General features: G+C 68.7%; 18 protein-coding genes and 1 pseudogene. 9 read left to right on the forward strand and 10 right to left on the reverse strand.

The features are described 5' to 3' along the window. Positions 1-37: 37 nt before the first annotated feature. The 3 genes from EPO51_RS19530 to EPO51_RS19540 form a co-directional block, all read right to left on the reverse strand. On the reverse strand, positions 38-1,042 hold the full coding sequence (locus tag EPO51_RS19530) for an alpha/beta hydrolase (protein ID WP_293353681.1): 1,005 nt from the start codon (positions 1,040-1,042) through the stop codon (positions 38-40). An 81-nt stretch (positions 1,043-1,123) separates the two neighbouring features. Next, on the reverse strand, positions 1,124-1,921 hold the full coding sequence (locus EPO51_RS19535; RefSeq protein WP_293353683.1) for an HpcH/HpaI aldolase family protein: 798 nt from the start codon (positions 1,919-1,921) through the stop codon (positions 1,124-1,126). A 2-nt stretch (positions 1,922-1,923) separates the two neighbouring features. After that, a complete protein-coding gene (locus EPO51_RS19540; RefSeq protein ID WP_293353685.1) occupies positions 1,924-2,883 on the reverse strand; it encodes a DUF6282 family protein in 960 nt (319 codons plus the stop codon). Positions 2,884-3,061: 178 nt separating this feature from the next. On the opposite strand from EPO51_RS19540, the gene EPO51_RS19545 reads away from it, so the two are divergent. Next, on the forward strand, positions 3,062-4,504 hold the full coding sequence (locus EPO51_RS19545; protein ID WP_293353687.1) for an aldehyde dehydrogenase family protein: 1,443 nt from the start codon (positions 3,062-3,064) through the stop codon (positions 4,502-4,504). Here the strand turns inward: EPO51_RS19545 and EPO51_RS19550 are convergent. Both EPO51_RS19550 and EPO51_RS19555 read right to left on the reverse strand, forming a co-directional pair. Continuing rightward, positions 4,501-5,535: an NAD(P)H-quinone oxidoreductase gene (locus EPO51_RS19550; protein WP_293353689.1), complete on the reverse strand. Its 1,035-nt coding sequence runs from the start codon at positions 5,533-5,535 to the stop codon at positions 4,501-4,503. The genes EPO51_RS19545 and EPO51_RS19550 overlap by 4 nt on opposite strands. Next, positions 5,522-6,352 carry a DNA-binding transcriptional regulator gene (locus tag EPO51_RS19555; RefSeq protein ID WP_293353691.1) on the reverse strand — a complete coding sequence of 277 codons (831 nt, stop codon included), beginning with the start codon at positions 6,350-6,352 and terminating at the stop codon, positions 5,522-5,524. The genes EPO51_RS19550 and EPO51_RS19555 overlap by 14 nt, the downstream gene beginning before the upstream one ends. Before the next feature lie 195 nt (positions 6,353-6,547). On the opposite strand from EPO51_RS19555, the gene EPO51_RS19560 reads away from it, so the two are divergent. Then, positions 6,548-7,324 carry an SDR family oxidoreductase gene (locus EPO51_RS19560; protein ID WP_293353693.1) on the forward strand — a complete coding sequence of 259 codons (777 nt, stop codon included), beginning with the start codon at positions 6,548-6,550 and terminating at the stop codon, positions 7,322-7,324. Here the strand turns inward: EPO51_RS19560 and EPO51_RS19565 are convergent. From EPO51_RS19565 to EPO51_RS19575, 3 genes are all read right to left on the reverse strand, one after another. After that, complete coding sequence (locus EPO51_RS19565; protein ID WP_293353695.1) at positions 7,321-8,661, reverse strand: MFS transporter; 1,341 nt, start codon at positions 8,659-8,661, stop codon at positions 7,321-7,323. The two genes, EPO51_RS19560 and EPO51_RS19565, sit on opposite strands and share 4 nt — an antisense overlap. 133 nt (positions 8,662-8,794) lie before the next feature. Continuing rightward, positions 8,795-9,598 (reverse strand): 2-keto-4-pentenoate hydratase, encoded by an 804-nt coding sequence (locus EPO51_RS19570; protein ID WP_293353697.1) that lies wholly within the window; start codon positions 9,596-9,598, stop codon positions 8,795-8,797. Positions 9,599-9,602: 4 nt separating this feature from the next. Next, complete coding sequence (locus EPO51_RS19575) at positions 9,603-10,439, reverse strand: beta-keto acid cleavage family enzyme (RefSeq protein WP_293353699.1); 837 nt, start codon at positions 10,437-10,439, stop codon at positions 9,603-9,605. Positions 10,440-10,443: 4 nt separating this feature from the next. Between EPO51_RS19575 and EPO51_RS19580 the strand changes: the two genes are divergently transcribed. From EPO51_RS19580 to EPO51_RS19610, 7 genes and pseudogenes are all read left to right on the forward strand, one after another. Then, positions 10,444-10,692 carry a hypothetical protein gene (locus EPO51_RS19580; RefSeq protein ID WP_293353701.1) on the forward strand — a complete coding sequence of 83 codons (249 nt, stop codon included), beginning with the start codon at positions 10,444-10,446 and terminating at the stop codon, positions 10,690-10,692. Beyond that, a complete protein-coding gene (locus tag EPO51_RS19585; RefSeq protein ID WP_293353703.1) occupies positions 10,689-11,543 on the forward strand; it encodes a cupin domain-containing protein in 855 nt (284 codons plus the stop codon). Before EPO51_RS19580 ends, EPO51_RS19585 begins: the two co-directional genes overlap by 4 nt. A 20-nt stretch (positions 11,544-11,563) precedes the next feature. Beyond that, a pseudogene (locus EPO51_RS19590) lies at positions 11,564-11,653 on the forward strand (succinyl-CoA--3-ketoacid-CoA transferase); the annotation flags it as partial. A gap of 332 nt (positions 11,654-11,985) precedes the next feature. Continuing rightward, positions 11,986-12,189, forward strand: coding sequence for a GIY-YIG nuclease family protein (locus EPO51_RS19595; RefSeq protein ID WP_293353818.1), 204 nt, complete (start codon positions 11,986-11,988; stop codon positions 12,187-12,189). A gap of 210 nt (positions 12,190-12,399) precedes the next feature. Beyond that, positions 12,400-16,002 (forward strand): hydantoinase B/oxoprolinase family protein, encoded by a 3,603-nt coding sequence (locus EPO51_RS19600; protein ID WP_293353705.1) that lies wholly within the window; start codon positions 12,400-12,402, stop codon positions 16,000-16,002. A gap of 43 nt (positions 16,003-16,045) precedes the next feature. Continuing rightward, the gene (locus EPO51_RS19605) at positions 16,046-16,681 is read left to right on the forward strand and encodes a hypothetical protein (protein WP_293353707.1); all 636 of its coding nucleotides are present in this window, start codon (positions 16,046-16,048) and stop codon (positions 16,679-16,681) included. After that, a complete protein-coding gene (locus EPO51_RS19610) occupies positions 16,682-16,957 on the forward strand; it encodes a DUF1294 domain-containing protein (RefSeq protein ID WP_293353709.1) in 276 nt (91 codons plus the stop codon). Here EPO51_RS19610 and EPO51_RS19615 read toward each other — a convergent pair. Further along, positions 16,939-18,102 (reverse strand): pyridoxal phosphate-dependent aminotransferase, encoded by a 1,164-nt coding sequence (locus tag EPO51_RS19615; RefSeq protein WP_293353711.1) that lies wholly within the window; start codon positions 18,100-18,102, stop codon positions 16,939-16,941. The genes EPO51_RS19610 and EPO51_RS19615 overlap by 19 nt on opposite strands. Positions 18,103-18,114: 12 nt before the next feature. Next, positions 18,115-18,882: a thioesterase family protein gene (locus EPO51_RS19620; RefSeq protein WP_293353713.1), complete on the reverse strand. Its 768-nt coding sequence runs from the start codon at positions 18,880-18,882 to the stop codon at positions 18,115-18,117. Position 18,883: the final 1 nt, after the last annotated feature.

Consider the following 18,883-nt stretch of genomic DNA (forward strand, 5'->3'; position numbering starts at 1 on the left):
TCGGACGCTCCGGCGCCGACGGACACTCAGCGATCAATCAGGGTCGCCCCTGATCAACCCGCTTCGATGCGCCTTTGCTTCGCTCATCCAGGTGATGCTTGCGGAGAAAGGCCGAAAGCTGATCGGCGACCGCGACGTTGTTGAGGTCGGCGAAGGGGATGTGGGTGTTCCCGTGTAGGCCGACTGCGGGCAGGAAGAGGATCTCCGCCTTGCCGCCACGCGCGTTGATCAGGTCAACGAACTTGCGGGCTTCGCGGGCGTGCTCGGACCACGTCGACGACTTGTCGAGGTTGTCGCCAAACACGAACTGGATCGGAAACCGCGTCAGTTTCTTGAAGACCTCGGGCTCGACCATGACCGGGCCGAAGCGGTCGGCCGGCTTCGCGCCCGTGAAGTCGGCGGGGAAGACATACCCCGGGTTCTCATAGGCCACGATGGCCTTCACATTGTCGCTCTCCAGCGCCGCGAGCATCGCGCGCAGACCGCCGTTGGAATTGGTGACCAGGATCGACGGGCCAATGCGGTCGATGGCCGCCGCCGCCGCATGGGCTTCCAGCCTGGCGTTCTCGCTGGTGTCGAACTCGTCGTAGCGCGCCCGCGTCGCCTGCTCCCACGCCGCCGCGTCACCAGTCGGGAACTGCACGCCCGGAAACCACTCGGGATATTTCGCGCCCAGGCGCCAGGCGACGAAGTTCTGCTGATCCTGCCCGATGGACGGCTTGTAGGTGTAGCTCGCACAACCCCAGTTGCCGCGCCCGACGCGCGGGCCATCCCATAGATAGACCGGGTAGCCGCGCCGCAGGAAGATCGACTGGAAGCCCTCGCCGCCATCCCAGCGGTTCTGCCAGACCTTGGCCGAGGAGCTGTGCCACATGAACAGCGACAGGCCGCGCGCACGGGCGGGGACCTGGTATTCCACATAGCCGTGGTCGCAGGACAGCGTCTTGTCGCCCTCGCGCAGTTGCGCCCCTCCGGCTTCGAACGCGCCCTGTCGCACGATCGGGATCGGCGGCGCGGCGGCGGCCGGGGCCGCTAGCGACACGGCGAGGAGGACGCAGAGAGCGGCAAGCCCGCACCGTCCGTCGAAACCTATTCCGCCCACCCTCACCTCCCCGTTGGCCGCCTAGCCTGCGCGGGCGGCGGTCATAGCCCTGAACTGCGCAAGCACGGAGGCCGCAGCCTGGCGCATGAAGCCCTGATCCGTGGCCACCATCATCGCAGTCACGCCAAGGTCGGTCAGCCATTTCGCCTCGTCCGAGTCCAGTGACTGCACGACGGCCGAGATCGCCTTGCCACGCCGGCGGCATGCGTCCGTCACGATCTCGACGGCTTCCTTCACCGACGGCGCGGGTCGCGTGGCGTTGCTGAGCGACAGCGTGAGATCGCCACGCCCCAGGAAGATCGCATCGATCCCGGGCGTCGCGACGATGTCGTCGACGACCTCGATCGCCTGCCGATCCTCGATCATCGCCATGACCGTCGTGGTCCGGTCGGCAAAGGCTTGATGGCCGGCGCCGCGGGCGCCGTAGTCGCCGCCGCGCCCCACCCCGGCCCCCCGGGTCCCGTCCCTGTAGTGCGCCCACGACACCAGTTCGCGCGCCTTCTCCACCGTGTCGATATGCGGTGCGAGGACGCCGATGGCGCCATCGTCCAAGGCCGACAGGACACTGGCCGCGTCGTGCCGGGCGATGCGGACGATGCCGGCCGTTCCGACCGCGCGGGCGGCGAGCAGGCCAAGGTCGAGCGCGCCGCGATCCCACGGCGCATGCTCGGCGTCCAGCACGACGAAGTCATAGCCCAGACCCCCGATGACTTCGGTGTTGTGGGGTCCGGGCACCTTCATGAAGGTGCCGATCAGCGGCTCGCCCGCGATCAGGCGTTCGCGGAACGCGTATCGGTCGGGACGTGGCGCGGCCGTCATGGTCAGTGCGTGTGCGGCTCGGCGGGCGCGCCGGGCTCCAGCTTGTCGAGGCCGATCAGCTCGGCCGCGTTCAGCGAGATCATCCGCCGGATGTCGCTGTCCGAATAGCCGAGGTTCAGACACTGCTCGATCACCGAGCGGAAGCCCTCGACCGGGCGGTCGCGGCCGCGCTGCCCCAGGTCGGAGCCAAGGATGGTGCGCTCGACCGTGCCGGCCTTGATCAGCGCATCCAGTTCCTCCGGCGGGAAGCGCGGCGGCTTGCCCCGCTCGACGTTGATGAACATGCAGAACGAGTGCTCGATGTACGCCCCCATCTCCACCAGCGCGCGGATGTCGTCGTAGGTGCAGCCGATCAGGAATGTCGGGTGGTTGACCAGCAGGCGCTTCACACCGCGCCGCTTGGCCTCCTCGAAGAGCGGGAAGATCTCGGTGATGTGCAGGTGGCCGCCGGACAGCACCACGTCGTGCATGGCGATGTGATCGAGGATCGGCTTCACCGCTTCGATCAGTTGGCCCTGGCCGTCGAGGACGGTCAGCGGCTCGGGCTCGATCAGCGGCTTGGTGGTGTGCGGGAAGCCCTTGGACTTGGCGTTGGCGTCGATGTGGTTCTTGGCCGTGAAGGTCGGCATCCACACCAGGCGTGCGCCGAGCGCGATGCCGTGGTCGACCGCGTAGAGGTTGAAGCCGCCGAGTGCGTTGTTCAGCGGGACGCCGGACAGCAGCGTGACGCCGAGGTGGCCATAGTGCTTGTTCAGCAATTCCGTGACCGGCGTCGCCGAATAATAGTGGTCCTTGATCAGCATGGCCCGCATCCCAGCGCTGGCGGCGTCCTGCAACGCTTCGATGTGATCGAGCTCGCGGGGCATGACCGACGGGCCGCTGTGGCAGTGGAGATCGATGGCGCCCACGAGCAGCGAGGTGATCCGTTCCTCGCGGGAGATCGTGGGGCTGTCGTTCGGCATGGCACGTGTTCCTGATACTGCGTCTCGGCGAGAGGTCCTTTTATGCCGCGCTGGGTCGGGGGGCTCCCGCGCCGAATTGCAACTTTCCGTGGAGCGGAAGTTTCCGGCGCGCGGAAAGGGGAATGGTGGTCTGTTGCGCGCTGCCCCCGGGGATTGGAAGACAGGCCAGAGTGTCGGAGTGAAGGGGGTCCAACCGGTGGATGCGCTGAAGTTCTATATCGACGGAACCTGGGTCGACCCCATCTCGCCGGCGCAGCTCGCCATCCAGAACCCGGCCACCGAAGAGGTCCTCGCGCACATCAGCCTCGGGTCGGCCCAGGACGTGGACCGGGCCGTCCGCGCCGCACGGCGGGCCTTCGCCACCTACGCCACAACGAGTGTCGAGGAACGCCTGGGCTACCTGGCCCGGATCATCGAAGGCTTCCGAGCCCGCCTGCCCGAACTCGCCCGCACCATGACCCTCGAAATGGGGTCCCCCATCACCTTCTCGACCGAGCGCCAGGCGACCGTCGCTCTCTTCCACTTCGAGGAGGCCGCGCGCGTGCTGGCGAACTACAAGTTCGAAGAGCGCATGGGCGTAGGGGTCGTCCGCCGCGAGCCCATTGGCGTCTGCGGCCTGATCACGCCGTGGAACTGGCCGCTGAACCAAGTGGCCTCGAAGGTTGCCCCGGCGCTCGCCACCGGCTGCACGGTCGTGCTCAAGCCCAGCGAGATCGCGCCCCTCAGCGCCATGCTCGTGGCCGAGATCATCCATGACGCGGGCGTGCCGGCGGGCGTGTTCAATCTCGTCAACGGCGACGGGCCGACGGTGGGCGAGGCGCTGGCCGTCCATCCGGGCATCGACATGATCTCGATCACCGGATCGACCCAGGCCGGAATCCGCGTGGCCAAGCTGGCGGCGGACACCGTCAAGCGCGTCGCCCAAGAGCTGGGCGGCAAGTCGGCCAACATCATCTTGGACGACGCCGACATCGCGGCCGCCGTCGCCCAGGGCGTGCACGCCTGCTACACGAACGCCGGCCAGAATTGCCAGTCGCCTACACGCATGCTGATCCCGCGCGGCGCGCGCGAGACGGCCTTCGAAGCGGCGCGCGGCGCCGTGGAAACCATCCAGGCTGGCGACCCGCTCGATCCCGTCACAACACTTGGCCCGCTCGTCAGCCAGGCGCAGTTCGACAAGGTCCAGGCGCTCATCCAGTCGGGCGTCGACGAGGGTGCTACCCTAGTTGCCGGCGGACTTGGCCGGCCGGCCGGGTTGAACCGCGGCTTCCACGTCCGACCGACCGTCTTCGGCGACGTCACCCGCGACATGCGCATTTCCCGCGAGGAGATCTTTGGCCCGGTGCTGTCGATCATGAGTTACGACACCGAGGACGAAGCCATCGAGATCGCCAACGACACGCCCTTCGGTTTGGCCGGTTTCGTGCAATCCCCGGACCTCGACCGCGCGCGGGCCGTCGCCAATCGTATCCGCGCCGGCCGGGTCTATCTCAATGGCGCGCCGTTCGACCGCAGCCTGCCGTTCGGCGGTTACAAGCAGTCCGGCAATGGGCGCGAGTTCGGGGTCTTCGGCTTCGAGGAATACCTCGAGGTGAAGGCGATCCTGGGGGATCCGCGCTAGGGCGCGAGCTGCCCAGGATCGACGATCAGCACGACCTTGCCGATCTGCTGGTTGGCGTCCATCAGCGCATGCGCGTCGGCCGCCCTGTCCAGCGGGAAGGTGGCGCAGATGCGCGTCCCGACCTGGCCCTGTTCGATCAGCGGCCAGACATGAGTGCGCAATGCGCTCGCCAGCTCGGCCTTGAATTCCGGCGTTCGCGGCCGAAGGGTGGCGCCGGTCAGGGTCTGTCGGCGGCGTACGATGCTGCGGGTGTCGATCTCGCCCGTCCGCCCCGCATGGCTCGACAGCAGCACCAGACGGCCGCCTTCGGCCAACAGGTCGAGCAGACCCGCCGTGGTCGGGCCGGCCTGGGCGTCGACGATCACGTCGAAGCCGCCGGGCAGCAGGGTGCGGACCTGATCCGGCCAGTCGGGGTCGCGATAGTCGAGAACGTATGTGGCGCCTGCTGCGAGGCACGCGGCGCGCTTCTCCTCGCTGCTCGCGGTGGCGACGATCTTCGCATTCCGCAGGTGTGCGGCCAGCTGGATGGCCGCCAGGCCGACGCCGCTGGCGCCGCCCTGGATCAACAGGCCTTCGCCGGATTCGATCCGGCCCAGGATCATGAGCGCGTTCCAGGCGGTGAAGAACGCCTCGGGAAGGCTCGAAGCCTCGACAAGGTCCAGGCCGGCGGGAATGGGCAGGCACTGCCCTGCCGGCGCCAGGCAGTACTCGGCGTAGCCGCCGCCGTTCGCCAGGGCGCAGACGCGGTCGCCCGGACGCGGCCAGGCCACGTCGTCGGCCGCCGCCACGACCGTGCCGGCGATATCCAGCCCCAGACGCGGCGAGGCTCCCGGCGGCGGGGGATAGAGCCCCCGGCGCTGCTGGACGTCCGGACGGTTCACGCTGGCCGCCGCGACCCGGACAAGGACCTGGCCTGGCGCCACGGTCGGCCGGTGCGCATCTTCAACCACGAGACGGGCCTCATCGCCTTCCCCATCGACGCCGATGGCCTGCATCGAACGTTCGGCCGAGAGGGCGTCAGACAAGGTCATGGGTCGATCCCGGGTCGGCGGGCCTGGCCGCCTCGGAGCGCCGCGCAAGCTCATCCGAGATGGTCTCGGCGGTCTGAACCACGCGCGGCAGATACTCGGTGATCGCCTTCTGCAGGGGCATCGCCGCGGTGATCCAGGTGAAGCCGAGGCAGGCCACGACATGGTCTCCGTCGCGCACGGGCACGGCGATGGTCGAGGACTTGGTCTCAATGCCCGGTGAGCGGGTGGCGTAGCCGCGGCCGCGCACCTGTTCGATCATCCGCGACATCGCCTCGGGATCGTGGGCCAGGCGGTCTTCGGGGTCCGTGCTGCGCTTGACGATCTCAAGGATGATCTGCTGCTCGTTGGGCGGGCTGTGGGCCAGGTAGCAGCGGCCGAGCGCGCGGCTGACCATGCTCAGCCGCATGTTCAGCGAGGAATGGAGCAGCGAGAGCGAGGTGTAGGGAATGCTGCTGGCGCGGACGACCATGGCGTCGAGGTCGAAGAGGGCGAGCGCCAGCGGCCAGCCCTCCTGCTTGGTGAACTCGACGATGATCTCCTGGGCGACCTCGATCACCAGTGGCTCGTGGTGGAAGCCGCTGGACAGCGTCTTGACCCGTCCCAGCAGCTGGTAGGTGCCGTAGCTGGCCGATTGGGTCGCCAAGCCCTTGGCTTCCAAAGTGCGCAGCAGACGTACGATCGATGGCTTGGGCAGGCCGGTTTCGCGATGCAGGTCATGGAGCGTGGACAGCGGGCGACGGTTCATCGCCTGGAGCAGGTCGATCGCCCGCTCGACAGCGCGAATGCTGCCCTTCTCCGACCTGGAGTCTCTCGCCATCGCCGACATCTCCACGGGCCTTCCGCTAACCTCCCTCGTCAGACCTCCGCGAAGGTGCCGGGGCAGCGGTGCGGCGACAACGAGCATATCTCGATGTTCCGACCAGCGAAAAGTAGCCAAGCCGGCGTTGATGCGTCGCGGCCGATCCAACACTCCGGGGACGGCGGATCGTCCGCCGATAAGAAGGGTGGATCGATGATCGCGGAACTGTTCGAGGTGGCCGGTAAGGTCGCTCTGGTGACCGGTGGGACCAGCGGCATCGGCCGCATGATCGCCGAAGGCTTCGTGCGGAGCGGAGTGCGGACCTACATCGCCGCGCGGGACCAGGCGCGGGCGGACGCGACCGCGGCCGAACTGGCTTCAGCCGGCGGCGTCTGCATCGGGCTGGCGGCCGACCTGAGCGAGGCGAATGGCCCGGCGGCGCTGCTAGAGGCGCTGACGTCGCGGGAAGCGCGGCTCGATATCCTGGTCAACAACGCCGGGGCGAACAACCGCGGCCCCATCGCCGGCGTCACCGCCGAAGCGTGGGACGCCGTCATGGACGTCAATCTGCGCGCACCGTTCCTGCTGATCCAGCAGGCCCTGCCGCTGCTGCGCGCCGCGGCGACCGAAGGAGGCCACGCGAGCGTCATCAACATCGGGTCCATCGGCGGCCTGCATATTCCGAACTGGGAGGCCTATCCCTACGGCGCGTCGAAGGCGGCGATCCACCACCTGACCCGGGCGCTGGCCAAAAGCCTGGGCGCCGATCAGATCCGCGTCAACGCGATCGCACCGGGACCCTTCCACTCGCGTCTCACCGACACGACGTCCGAGGCGGTGAAGAAGAGCGTGCAGACGTACATCCCGGTCAATCGCGCGGGCGAGGCGCAGGATGTGCAGGGGACCTGCATCTTCCTCGCCTCGCGGGCCGGCGCCTACGTCAACGGCTCGACCATCGCCCTGGACGGCGGATACATCGCCGCCCTCTAGGCCCCAGCCACCTCGGCGGCGGGTTTCTTCCGCGGCCGCAGCGCCGGCGTGACCAGAATGGCGACGGCGCCGAGCAGAGACATCGAGCCCATCGCGTAGAAGCCGGCGCTGAAGCCACCCGTCGCGTCGTTCAGAACACCGAAGACGAATGGGGTGGAGTAACCCGCGAAATTGCCCAGGGTGGTGATCAGGGCGAAGCCCGCCGCCGCCGCGGCGCCCATCACGAAGGCGCCGGGCAGCGAAAAGATCGTCGCCGAGGCGACCACGAATCCACATTGGGCGAAGACCAAGGCCGAAAGCGCCACATAGGCATTGTCGCTGAACGTGCCGGCGACGCAGAGGCCGACCGCCTGGGCCAGGAAGCCGAAGGTGGCGTGCCAGCGCCGCTCGCGCGTCTTGTCCGAGTGGCGGGCGTTCACGATCAGCACGACGCAGGGGATGATGGCCAGGCCCGCGGCGATCAGGCCAGTGTCGAACACCGACGTGTTGCTCACCTTCCGGATGATCGTCGGCAGCCAGAACTGGATGCCGTAGAGCGTCGACAAGTTACAGAAATTGGCGAGGACGACGCACCAGATGTTCGGATTGCGGAACGCGTCGCCGAAGCGGTGGCCGACACCGGCGTCCGACTGTTCCTTCTGCTCGGCGGCGAGATCGGCAATGACCATCGCCTTCTGGTCGGCGTTCAGCCAGGCCGCTTCCGCGGGCCCGTTGCGCAGCACGACGAAGACGATCACCCCCAGGATCGACGCGGGTAGGCCTTCGACGACGAAGACCCACTGCCAGCCAGCAAGGCCCAGCCAGCCGTCCATGAAATCCATGATTGCGCCGGAAAGCGGGCTGCCGATGATCGAGGATAGGCTGCTGCCCAGGATCATGATCGAGATCGCCTGCGCCCTCAGGTGCTGGGGAAACCAGTAGGTCATGAAGAGCAGGGCGCCCGGATAGAAGCCGGCCTCCGCCACCCCCAGGATGAAACGCACAATGTAAAAGTGGGTGGGTGTCTGGACGAGGGCGGTCGTCGCCGAAAGGATGCCCCAGACGATCATGATCCGCGCCAGCCAGATCCGCGCGCCGACCCGATGCAGGATCATATTGCTGGGGATCTCGACCAGGCAGTAGCCGATGAAGAAGATGCCAGCGCCGAAGCCGTACATGGCGGCGGTCAGGCCGATCGCCTCGCCCATCTGCAGCTTCGCGAAGGCGACGTTCACGCGGTCCAGGCTGGCCATCGTGTAGGCGATGAGCAGCAGCGGAAGGATCCGCCACGCGATGAGGTTGTAGGTCCGCCAACGCGCCTCGTCGGCGACGCTCTCTCTGCCGATCAGATTCATCATGCCCTCCCCAGGCCCAGGCGCCTTTTCGCGGCGCGCGGTCTAAGCTGTTGTCAGCGTGTTGGCGTCAGCATGCTGCGCATACCGGCGCATTCGATCATCCGACGAACGTTTTTCGACAGGCGAAAACTTGGGCCTACACGAACGCCAGCTCGATCCTTCCAGCTTCCCTGAAGTCGAACTCGAAGCGATCCCCGCGCGTCACCGAGAACGGCTTGATCACCGAGCCCGACAGCACGATGTCGCCCGGCTCGAGGGCTTTGTGCTGGTCGGCCAACGCCGCGGCCAGCCAGACGAGCGCCCGCTCGGGCCGACCGAACACGAGCGGGAACAGTCCCGAGTCCTCTGCCTCGCCATTGTGATAGAGGACCGCGCCGATTTCGCTGAGGGCGATCTCGTCCGGACGCCAGCGTTGGTCCGAGATGGCGAATCCCGCGGCTCCGCCGCCGTCGGCCACGATGTCGATCGCTGATCGCGCCAGGCCCGAGTCGGGCTGACGCATGACCAGGCGGCTGTCCAGGATCTCAACCGCGGGCGACACCCATTCGATCGCCGCGATCGCCTGGGCCTCGCTGCAGGCTCCCGCCAAGCGGCTTCCCAACTTGAACGCCAGCTCCATCTCGACCTTGGGCGCCAGGAAGCGATCCATCTCCACTGGCGCGTCTTGGCCGAAGGCCATGTCGTCCAAAAGCGTACCGAAGATGGGGCCTTCGGCGCCTAGCGGTTGTTGCGACCCGCGCGTCGTGAGCGCGACCTTGTAGCCCGCGAGTGTCCGCCCCTCCTCCGCCATGCGATATGAGGCCCACGCGTGCTGCACGCCGTATGCGTCGGCCAAAGTCAATTCAGGATGCGCCGCGCGCGGCAAAGACGTCGCACGACGCTCGCGCCTCGCCTCGTCCAGCCTAGCAATCAGCGCTGCGCGATCTTCCACGTTCAGCATCGCGTCACCGGGGCGCCAGGTCGAGCATCGCGCGCGCCTCGTCCGGCGTGGCGGGCTCAGCGCCAAGCATGTCCAGGAGCCGCACCGCCTGTTCAACGAGCTCGGCGTTGTCGCGGGTCAGCTCACCGCGGCGGATGTAGATGTTGTCTTCCATCCCGACGCGCACCTGACCGCCGAGCAGCTGCGCCGCCGCCAGCATCGGGTACTCCCGCGCCGCGATGCCGAACGCCGACCAAACCGCCTCGGGCGGCAGGATCGACTTCATGTAGGCAAGCGTCTCGACTGTGGACGAGCAGCCGTATTTGACCCCGGTGACGATCTGGAAGAACGGCTTGCCTGGGATCGTCCCATCGGCGAGCAGGTCCTTGGCGAGGTGGATGTCGCCGGTGTCGAAAACCTCAAGCTCTGGCTTCACCCCCGAGGCCACGATCGCCTCGGCCATCTTGCGAACATTGGATGGTGTGTTGACCACCACCTGGCCGCCCGAGTTCATGGTGTTGAAGTCCAACGAGCAGATCTCTGGCCTCAACTCGACCACATGGGCGACACGCAGCAACGGATGAACCAGAGTTGTGCCCGGCCCGGCGACACGAGGATCATTCTCGGACGGCGCGAAGCGGCCGCCCTCCCCCGTGGTCAGATTGATGATCAGGTCGCTGCCGCTATCGCGTATCCGGTCGACTGCCTCTCGGTAGAGGTCGAGGCTCATCGAGGGCCGTCCCGTTTCGGGGTCGCGCACGTGGATATGGACGATCGCCGCACCGGCCGCGCGCGCATCGAGCGCGGCCTCTGCGATCTGCTGGGGCGTCACCGGAAGCTTCGGATGTTGCTCCGGTTTCACCAGGTTGCCGGTCAGCGCGCAGGAGATAATTGTCTTCGTCATTCGACAAGTTCAGCAGGTCGCTGCCGAGCCGGGCAATGCACGAAGCAAAGCTTTCCGCTGCCCGAAACTTTCGCTGTTCGAAAACCTCAAACTCGCCGCTTTCCCGGCCGCGCTGGTCGATCAGGATGACGCCGACTGCAACGAACACAGTGGGGAGGCGGATATGGCCGGACGCGAGGAGAGCACCGCCAAGATGGGCTGCGCGGTATGATGGCGCCGGCACGTCCTGCGTCCGGCGGATGGCACTACAAGGAGCCGCCGCTGACCGATGTCGATTCCGGGGCGAAGACCTGGATCGCGCGCGGCGCCAACTTCGTGACGGTGGTGAGCGACCTCGAATCCGGCGCCGTTCTGGCGCGGTCCGACAACGCCGACGAATATATGCTTCTCAACGACCAGGTAGCCGTCACGGTCACGGCTGGCGATGAGACCATCGAGGTTCCGCCCGACAGCCTGACGATCGTGCCGCCGGGACCCAGCCGCGTTGTCGCCGCGCGCGACGGCCAGATCGTGCGTGTCTTCTCGGACAAGGCGGCAGACCTCGCGGCCCGGGCCTCGAATGCGGCGTCCTATCGTAGCCGTCCCAATGATGTCGCGCCGCTCGAGCCGTGGCCCGAGCCGGTCGACGGCTATCGCCTGCGGACCTATGCGCTGGCCGATCACGTGCGGCCGGACACCAACATGCGGATCTTCCGCTCCACCAACCTGATGCTAAACGTGATGACCGCGCGCAACGTGCCGCGCGACACGGCCAAGCTGACGCCGCATTCGCACGCCGACTTCGAACAGGGATCGCTGGCGATCGGCGGGGTCTACATCCACCATCTACGCTATCCATGGACGCCAGACATGGCCACGTGGCGGGACGATGAACACCTTGAGATGGCGAGTCCCTCGGTGCTCGTCATCCCACCTACGGTGATCCACACCAGCCGCAACATCGGCGACCAGCCGGGCCGCCTGATCGACGTCTTCGCACCGCCGCGGGTCGATTTCTCGTTGCGCGAAGGCCTGGTCGCGAATGCCGGCGACTATCCAATGCCAGAGACCGTGACGCGCTGACCGGCTGGAGAAGGGCGGCCATGGCTGACAAGGTTCGCAAGGACGCGGTCGAGGCGCTGCAAGGGCTACTCTTCGACGGCATGACCATCATGGCGTGCGGGTTCGGGCTGACCCAAGGATCCCAGGTAGAGAAGTAGCCTCCAGGCATCCACGATGTCTGCGTGGGGAAGTCTGTCATGCATGGAAACCACTCGGCCATTACCAACTCTTCGAACGTGAAGCCCGGGCCGTGTTTGTGAAACTGCCACAGCGAGTTTTCAGCGGCGACCGCCCCGCTCGACGGCAGCGTGTGCAGGTCCTGAGCGCGTTGGCGGCGAGCGCGTGGACGACGACGGGTAGACGCCGCGGCGCAGCGCGGCGGATCTTGATACGGGCCGCCGGCTGCAGGCAAACGCCTATTCAATTTCCATTGAGCTACAACAGCGCGCCAGTACAACCGGCAGTGGTTAGCCTCGAACGGCGCATCAAGGCCATCGGAGTTGCGATGCCGGAGGCCCTTGAGCTTGTGCATTCTATCCGCACCGACGACCCACCGGGGATCGAGGCCTACTGGCATCGTCGCTTCGCCGAGAAGCGTCGCAACGGCGAATGGTTCAAACTGCTCGCGGCAGACGTGGCGGCGTTTCGGCGCCGGCAGCATCAGTGAGGGTCGCAGCGTTCGAGTCGCGGCTCCCGATCAAGATGCGAGTTCGAAGGCCCGGATAGGCTTGTAGGGCGCGATCGACGTAAGATAAATATGCAAATAAACTCAACGAACTATCCTCACGCCACAGATTCTGGGCCAGAAGCGCACTTCGCCATGGGTGCGTCTTGCCACCGCGGCGAGCGCGTGGTGATCACGCCCAGAGGTTAGGTTTTGGACAGACTATTCTCCTTCTGGATCGATCGCGGGGGCACCTTCACCGATGTGATCGGCCGCGCCGACGACGGGACCGAGGTCTCGGCGAAGCTGCTGTCGGCCTCCCCGGCCTATCCGGACGCCGCCGTCGAGGCCATGCGCCGGGTCCTCGGCGCAGGACCCGGCGAGCCCTTCCCGGCGGCCCGGGTCGCGGCGATCAAGATGGGCACGACGGTCGCCACCAACGCCCTGCTGGAGCGGCGGGGCGCCAAGACCCTGTTCGTCACCACCGCCGGCTTCGCCGACGCCCTGGCGATCGGGGACCAGGCGCGCCCGGACCTCTTCGCCCTGAACATCGACCGGCCAGCGCCACTCTACGCCGGCGTCGTCGAGGCGTCCGAGCGGCTGGCCGCGGATGGCGCGGTCGTGGCGCCGCTGGACGCCGACGCGCTGAGGCCGAAACTGGAGGCCGCGGTCGCCGAAGGCTTCACCTCCGTCGCCATCGCCTTCCTGCACGCCGACCTGAACCCCGAGCACGAGCGCGCGGCAGGTGAGATCGCACGGGCCGCCGGCCTCGAATTCGTGGCCCTGAGCTCCGAGGTCTCGCCCCTGCCGCGCTTCATCCCGCGGGCCGAGACCACGGTAGCCGACGCCTACCTGACGCCGGTGCTGCAGGCCTACGTCCGCCGGGTGGCCGACGCCGTGGCCGGAGCCCCGCTCTACTTCATGACCTCGGCCGGCGGGCTGGTGCGGGCAGAAGCGTTCCGGGGCCGCGACGCGGTGGTCTCGGGGCCAGCGGGCGGCGTGGTCGGCGTGGCCCGGACCGCGGCCGAGGCGGGCGCCGAAGCGGTCCTTGGCTTCGACATGGGCGGCACGTCCACGGACGTCTGCCGGTTCGCCGGGGTCCTCGAGCGTCGGGACGCGGCCAAGGTGGCCGGCGTGAAGCTGCGCAGCCCGATGCTGGACGTGGAGACCGTGGCGGCCGGCGGCGGCTCGATCCTGACCTTCGACGGCATGCGCGCCCGCGCCGGCCCGGCCAGCGCCGGCGCCGATCCCGGCTCGGCCTGCTATGGGCGCGGCGGTCCGGCGGCCGTGACCGACGCGAACCTGGTGCTGGGCCGCCTGGACCCACGGTTCTTCCCGTCCGTGTTCGGGCCCCGGGGCGACGCGCCGCTCGACCCTGCCGCCAGCCGCGTCCGCCTCGAGGCCCTGGCCCAGGCCATGGGCGCCGGCAGCGTCGAGGCCGCCGCCGAGGGGTTCGTCGCGGTCGCCGTGGAGCAGATGGCCCAGGCCGTCCGCCGCATCTCCACCGAGCGCGGCTTCGACCCGCGCGACCATGCCCTGGTGGCGTTCGGCGGCGCCGCCGGCCAGGTGGCCTGCCAGACCGCCGAGGCGCTGGGCGTGGCCGAGGTGCTGTGCCCGAAGTACGGCAGCGTGCTCTCCGCCTGGGGCATCGGCCAGGCCCAGGTCACCGCGCTCCGTCAGGCCGGCGTCGAAGCGCCGCTGGCGTCGGGACTGGAAGCCGCGAAAGGCGCCCTCGCGGCGCTTGAGACCGGCGTCCGCGCCGACATGGCCGCCCAGGGCGCCGAGACCTCCGACATTCGCCACACGCTTCGCCTCCGTTACGACGGCGCCGACGCGGAACTGCCCGTTCCGCAGACCGACGCCGCCGCAGCCAAGGCCGCCTTCGAACAGGCTCACCAGCGCCTGTTCGGCTTCATCGAGCCCGACCGCCCGATCCTGATCGCGGCGGTGGAAGCGGAAGCGGTCTCAAATGCCGCTCATCCCCGCGAATACGGAGACCCAGACTTCCTCTCAAGCGCGGCGAAGCAGGACGGCCTCAAGGCAAGCCTGGGTCCCCGCATTTGCGGGGATGAGGTCTTGAGGATGTTCGCCCTCGGCGCCTGGCATGACGCTCCGGTCGTCGACGCCGCGCAGCTCACCACCATCGACGGCCCCGCCCTTGTCGTCCGCGCCGACACCCAGATCGCCGTCCTGCCGGGCTGGAGCGCCGTAGCCGACGCGAACGGTCTCATCCGCCTCGCCCGCACCGGCGCGGCGGCCCGCCAGGCCATCGCCCTCGACAGGCCCGACCCCGTCACTCTGGAACTCTTCAACCGCCGCTTCATGGGCGTGGCCGAGGCCATGGGCGCAGCCCTCGAACGCACCGCCCACTCGGTGAACATCAAGGAGCGGCTGGACTTCTCCTGCGCCCTCTTCGACGCCGACGGCGGGTTGGTGGCCAACGCTCCGCACATGCCGGTGCATCTGGGGTCCATGGGCGCATCCGTCCGCGCCGTCCGCGACCGTCACCCGGAGCTGAAGCCCGGCCAGGCCTTCGCGCTCAACAACCCCTACGCCGGCGGCACCCACCTGCCGGACATCACTGTGGTCATGCCGGTGTTCATGGCCGAACACGACGCCCAGGCCAGCTTCTACGTCGCCGCGCGCGGCCACCACGCCGACGTGGGCGGGGTCCAGCCAGGGTCGATGCCTCCGTTCTCGCGCACCATCGACGAGGAGGGCGTCATGCTGGACGCCCTGCCGATCATGCGCGAGGGGCGGTTCCTCGACGCCGAGACCCGGGCGGCCCTGCTGGGCGGCCCCTGGCCCGCCCGCGCGCCCGACCGCAACCTCGCCGACCTCAAGGCCCAGGTCGCCTCCTGCCAGGCCGGGGCCGCGGCGGTCGCCGAGATGATCCGCACCTACGGCGCCGACGCCGTCGCCCGCTACATGGGCTTCGTCCAGGAGAACGCCGCCGAGGCCGTGCGCCGGGCGGTGGGCCGGCTCTCCGACGGCGAGGCCCGTGTGCCGATGGACGGCGGCGGCGAGATCGTGGTTCGCACCACGGTCGATCCGGCCGCCCGCGAGGCCGTCCTCGACTTCACCGCCAGCGCCGACCAGCTCGGCTCCAACTTCAACGCGCCCTCGGCCATCGTCGACGCCGCGGCGCTCTACGTCTTCCGCACCCTGGTGGACGACGACATCCCGCTGAACGCGGGGTGCCTGAAGCCGCTGAAGATCCTCACCCGCGACGGCTCCATGCTGGCCCCGCACCCGCCGGCCGCCGTGGTCGCCGGCAATGTCGAGACCAGCCAGCATGTCGTGGATGCGCTCTATTCGGCGCTCGGGGTGATGGCCAACAGCCAGGGCTCGATGAACAATTTCACCTTCGGGGATGAACATCGGCAGTACTACGAGACCATCTGCGGCGGGGCCGGCGCGACCGCCACGGCCGACGGCGCCAGCGCCATCCATACCCACATGACCAACTCGCGGCTCACCGACCCGGAGATCCTGGAACGCCGTTTCCCCGTGCGGGTGGAGGCCTTCGGCGTTCGTGCGAATTCCGGCGGCGGCGGCGCGCGGCGCGGCGGGGACGGCGTGCTGAGGCGCATCCGGTTCCTGGCCCCGATGGCAGCGGCACTGCTCTCGTCACGCCGCGAGCATGCGCCCCAGGGGATCGCCGGCGGCGGTCCCGGGGCGCCTGGGCGGCAGCGTTTGATCGCGGCCTCGGGCGCGGTTAGTGAACTTCCTGGCTGCTTCTCCGTTACGGTGGAGCTTGGCGACGCGATCGAGATCGAGACCCCTGGGGGCGGCGGGTTTGGACCCGCGACCTAGATCGGGCGCGAAGCTGACAAAATTGCTCATCACAAGGTTCTGAATGACCGCTCTCGCCATCGCCCTCGCCCTGTTCGCCCAAGCTGCCGACGGAGGGGCTCCTCCCGCCGAGGCGCCCAGCGCCGTCGCGGCGGCCGAAGACCGCCTGCCCGCCGGCGCGCCGCGCGACGACTACCAGTTCGTGGCCTGGTGCTACGGCGCCCTGCGCGGCTACCTCGACATGCACGACGAGATGATGCCCGAGGTCACCCGGATCGAGAGCCAGTTCCGCAAGCCCGGGACCAGACTGGAGGACGACCTGAAGGTCTACGCCCAGATGCAGAAGGACGGCCGCGCCCAGCTCAAGACCTTCCAGGCGACGCTGACCGCCGCGGAGAAGGCCTCCGTCCGGCCGATCAACACCATCGGCGCCAACGCCGTGCGCCTCGGTCGCCAGATCTGGAACACCGGCCCCGACGTCACCAAGGCCCGCAAGGCCCAGGAATGGATGAGCTGGTCCCTGCCCGCCCGCTGCGAGACCGTGTCGGCGTCGCTTGAGACCCGCGCCAAGCTGATGGGCGCGACCTTCCGGGTGAACGAGGAGCCCGGCGCCGCCGCGCCGCCGGCCGAACCCGCCCCGGAAGCCCCGCCCGCCGAAGGCGCCCCGACAGAGCCGCCTATCGCCCAGCCCGACCGCTAGGTGGCGGCGCTCGTCGGGATCTATCTGGCGGCGATCAACCTGGCGACCTTCGCGGCCTTCGCCCTCGACAAGCGAGCGGCCGAGCTCCGCGCGGCGCGCACGCCCGAGCGTCGGCTGCTGTGGCTCGCGGCGCTCGGCGGGTCGCCGGGCGCCTTGGCCGCGCAACAAATGCTGCGCCACAAGACCCGCAAGGAGCCGTTCCGCACCTGGCTCGTGGCGATCGCGATCGTGCAGGCGGCCGTCCTGGCCTTCGCCGCCTATCGGTTCTTCAGATAGCCCGCCAGCCGCTCCAGCCCGGCGGCGTTCTTCTCCGGCCGCGCGGCGAAACACCAGCGCAGCCAGCCCTCGCCCTCCGGCCCGAAGGCCGCGCCCGGCGCCAGGCCCAGTCCGGCTTCGGTGATCAGTTCCTTCGCCAGCGCCAGGGAGTCGGTGCAGCCCTCCACCCGGAAGAAGGCGTAGAGCCCGCCGTCCGGCATGGGCGCCTCGACGCCCGGCAGGGTGCGCAGGGTCCCCACGACCTGGTTCCGGGCGGCGGCAAGCTCGGCGCGCAGCTCCGCCACGATGGGCTCGCCCTGGTCGACCGCGGCCTTGGCCCCAGCCTGCACGAAGTCCGGCGCGCACGAGGTGTTGTATTCGACGAGGACGCCCAGGCTCTCCATCAGCGCCGGCGGGACCACCATCCAACCCAGCCGCCAGCCGGTCATCCGCCACGCTTTCGAGAAGCTGTTCACCCCGATGACCCGGTCCTCGCCGGTGACCAGCGGCAGGAACGACGGCGCTGACGGCCGGTCGAAGGTCAGCCGCTCGTAGACGTCGTCGCAGATCAGCCAGATGCCGTACCGGCGGCAGCGTTCCAGGATCGCCCCGCGATCCTCGGCCGGCAGGGTCCAGCCGGTGGGGTTGTTGGGCGAGTTCAGGACCAGCGCCCTGGTGTCCGGCGTCAGCGCGGCCATCAGCCGGTCCATATCCAGCCGCCAGCGGCCCTGCGCGGCCTCCACCGGCACAACCTCGACCACGCTGGAGAGAATCTTGGGGATCTCGACGACGTTCGGCCAGATCGGTCCGGCCACCACGGTGCGGTCCCCGGGCGACAGGACGATCTGGGCCGCCAGCATCAGGGCGCTGACGCCGGCGCTGGTCACGGCGATCCGGTCCTCGGCGATGGGCGCGCCGTGCAGGCCGGAGAGGTATCGCGACAGCGACTGCCGCAGCTCGGGCCGACCCAGGTTGTGGGTGTAGTACGTCCGCCCCGACAGCAGGGCGTCCGACGCCGCCCGGCGGATGAACTCGGGCGTCGGCTGGTCGCCCTCCCCGAACCAGAAGGCCAGGATGTCGTCGCGCCCCATGCCCGCGTTGGCGACTTCGCGGATCTTGGAGACGCGGAGGTCCTGGACCTCCCGGCGGGGCGTGGGCGCGAACATGGCCCCTAGATGTTACAGCTTCCGCTTCTGCGCCAGCGCCGTGCAGCTCGCCGAGCCGATATGGCCCTCCTCGTCGTGCAGCAGGCAGTCGCCCACCGCCACGCCGTCGGTGGCCCCGTGGGTCAGGCTCTCGAAGCCGATCCACTCGCCCACCGGCTCGCGGTGCAGGTACACGGTCACGTCGGTATTGATGTAGCCTAGGCCCTGGTCACCGACATGGGCGAAGGGGCTGGCGAAGTCGGCGGCCACGGCCACGCGGACGAACGGGGTCAGCGGGTCGCCGCCCACCACCTCGCGCACCTCGGCCATCCAGATGCGGCGGGGCTCGACGCCGCGCATCTGGCCCGAGATCGATCGCATCTTCCACATGCCGCCCATCGGGCCTTCCGCCGCCGGCGTGTCGGCGGGGGCCGGCGCCCCCCAGGGTTCGCGCTTCCAGACGTTGCCCGGTGCGTTCTCGGTCTTGCGCAGGAGCTGGCAGGTGGCGCGTCCGGCGCTGACGCCGCCGGAGATGAACTCCGCGTCGATCACCTTGATGCGGTAGCCGTCCTTGACCGTGCGCGTCACCACCTCGACCGGTGACAGGTCGGGCAGCTTGTACATGTCGACCGTCAGGCGGGCGGGCATGTACTCGGGCGAGCCGTGTCGCTTCTCGATCTCCGCGCCCAGCAGGCCGATGATCACCCGCCCGTGCAGCGAGTTCTTGTCCCACGGGCCGATGCCGGCCGCCGTGGGGACGAAGAGGTCGCCGTCTTTTCGAAAGAAGGGTTCGTTGGTCATG

The organism is Phenylobacterium sp., from assembly GCF_004297125.1.
Lineage (GTDB): Bacteria > Pseudomonadota > Alphaproteobacteria > Caulobacterales > Caulobacteraceae > Phenylobacterium.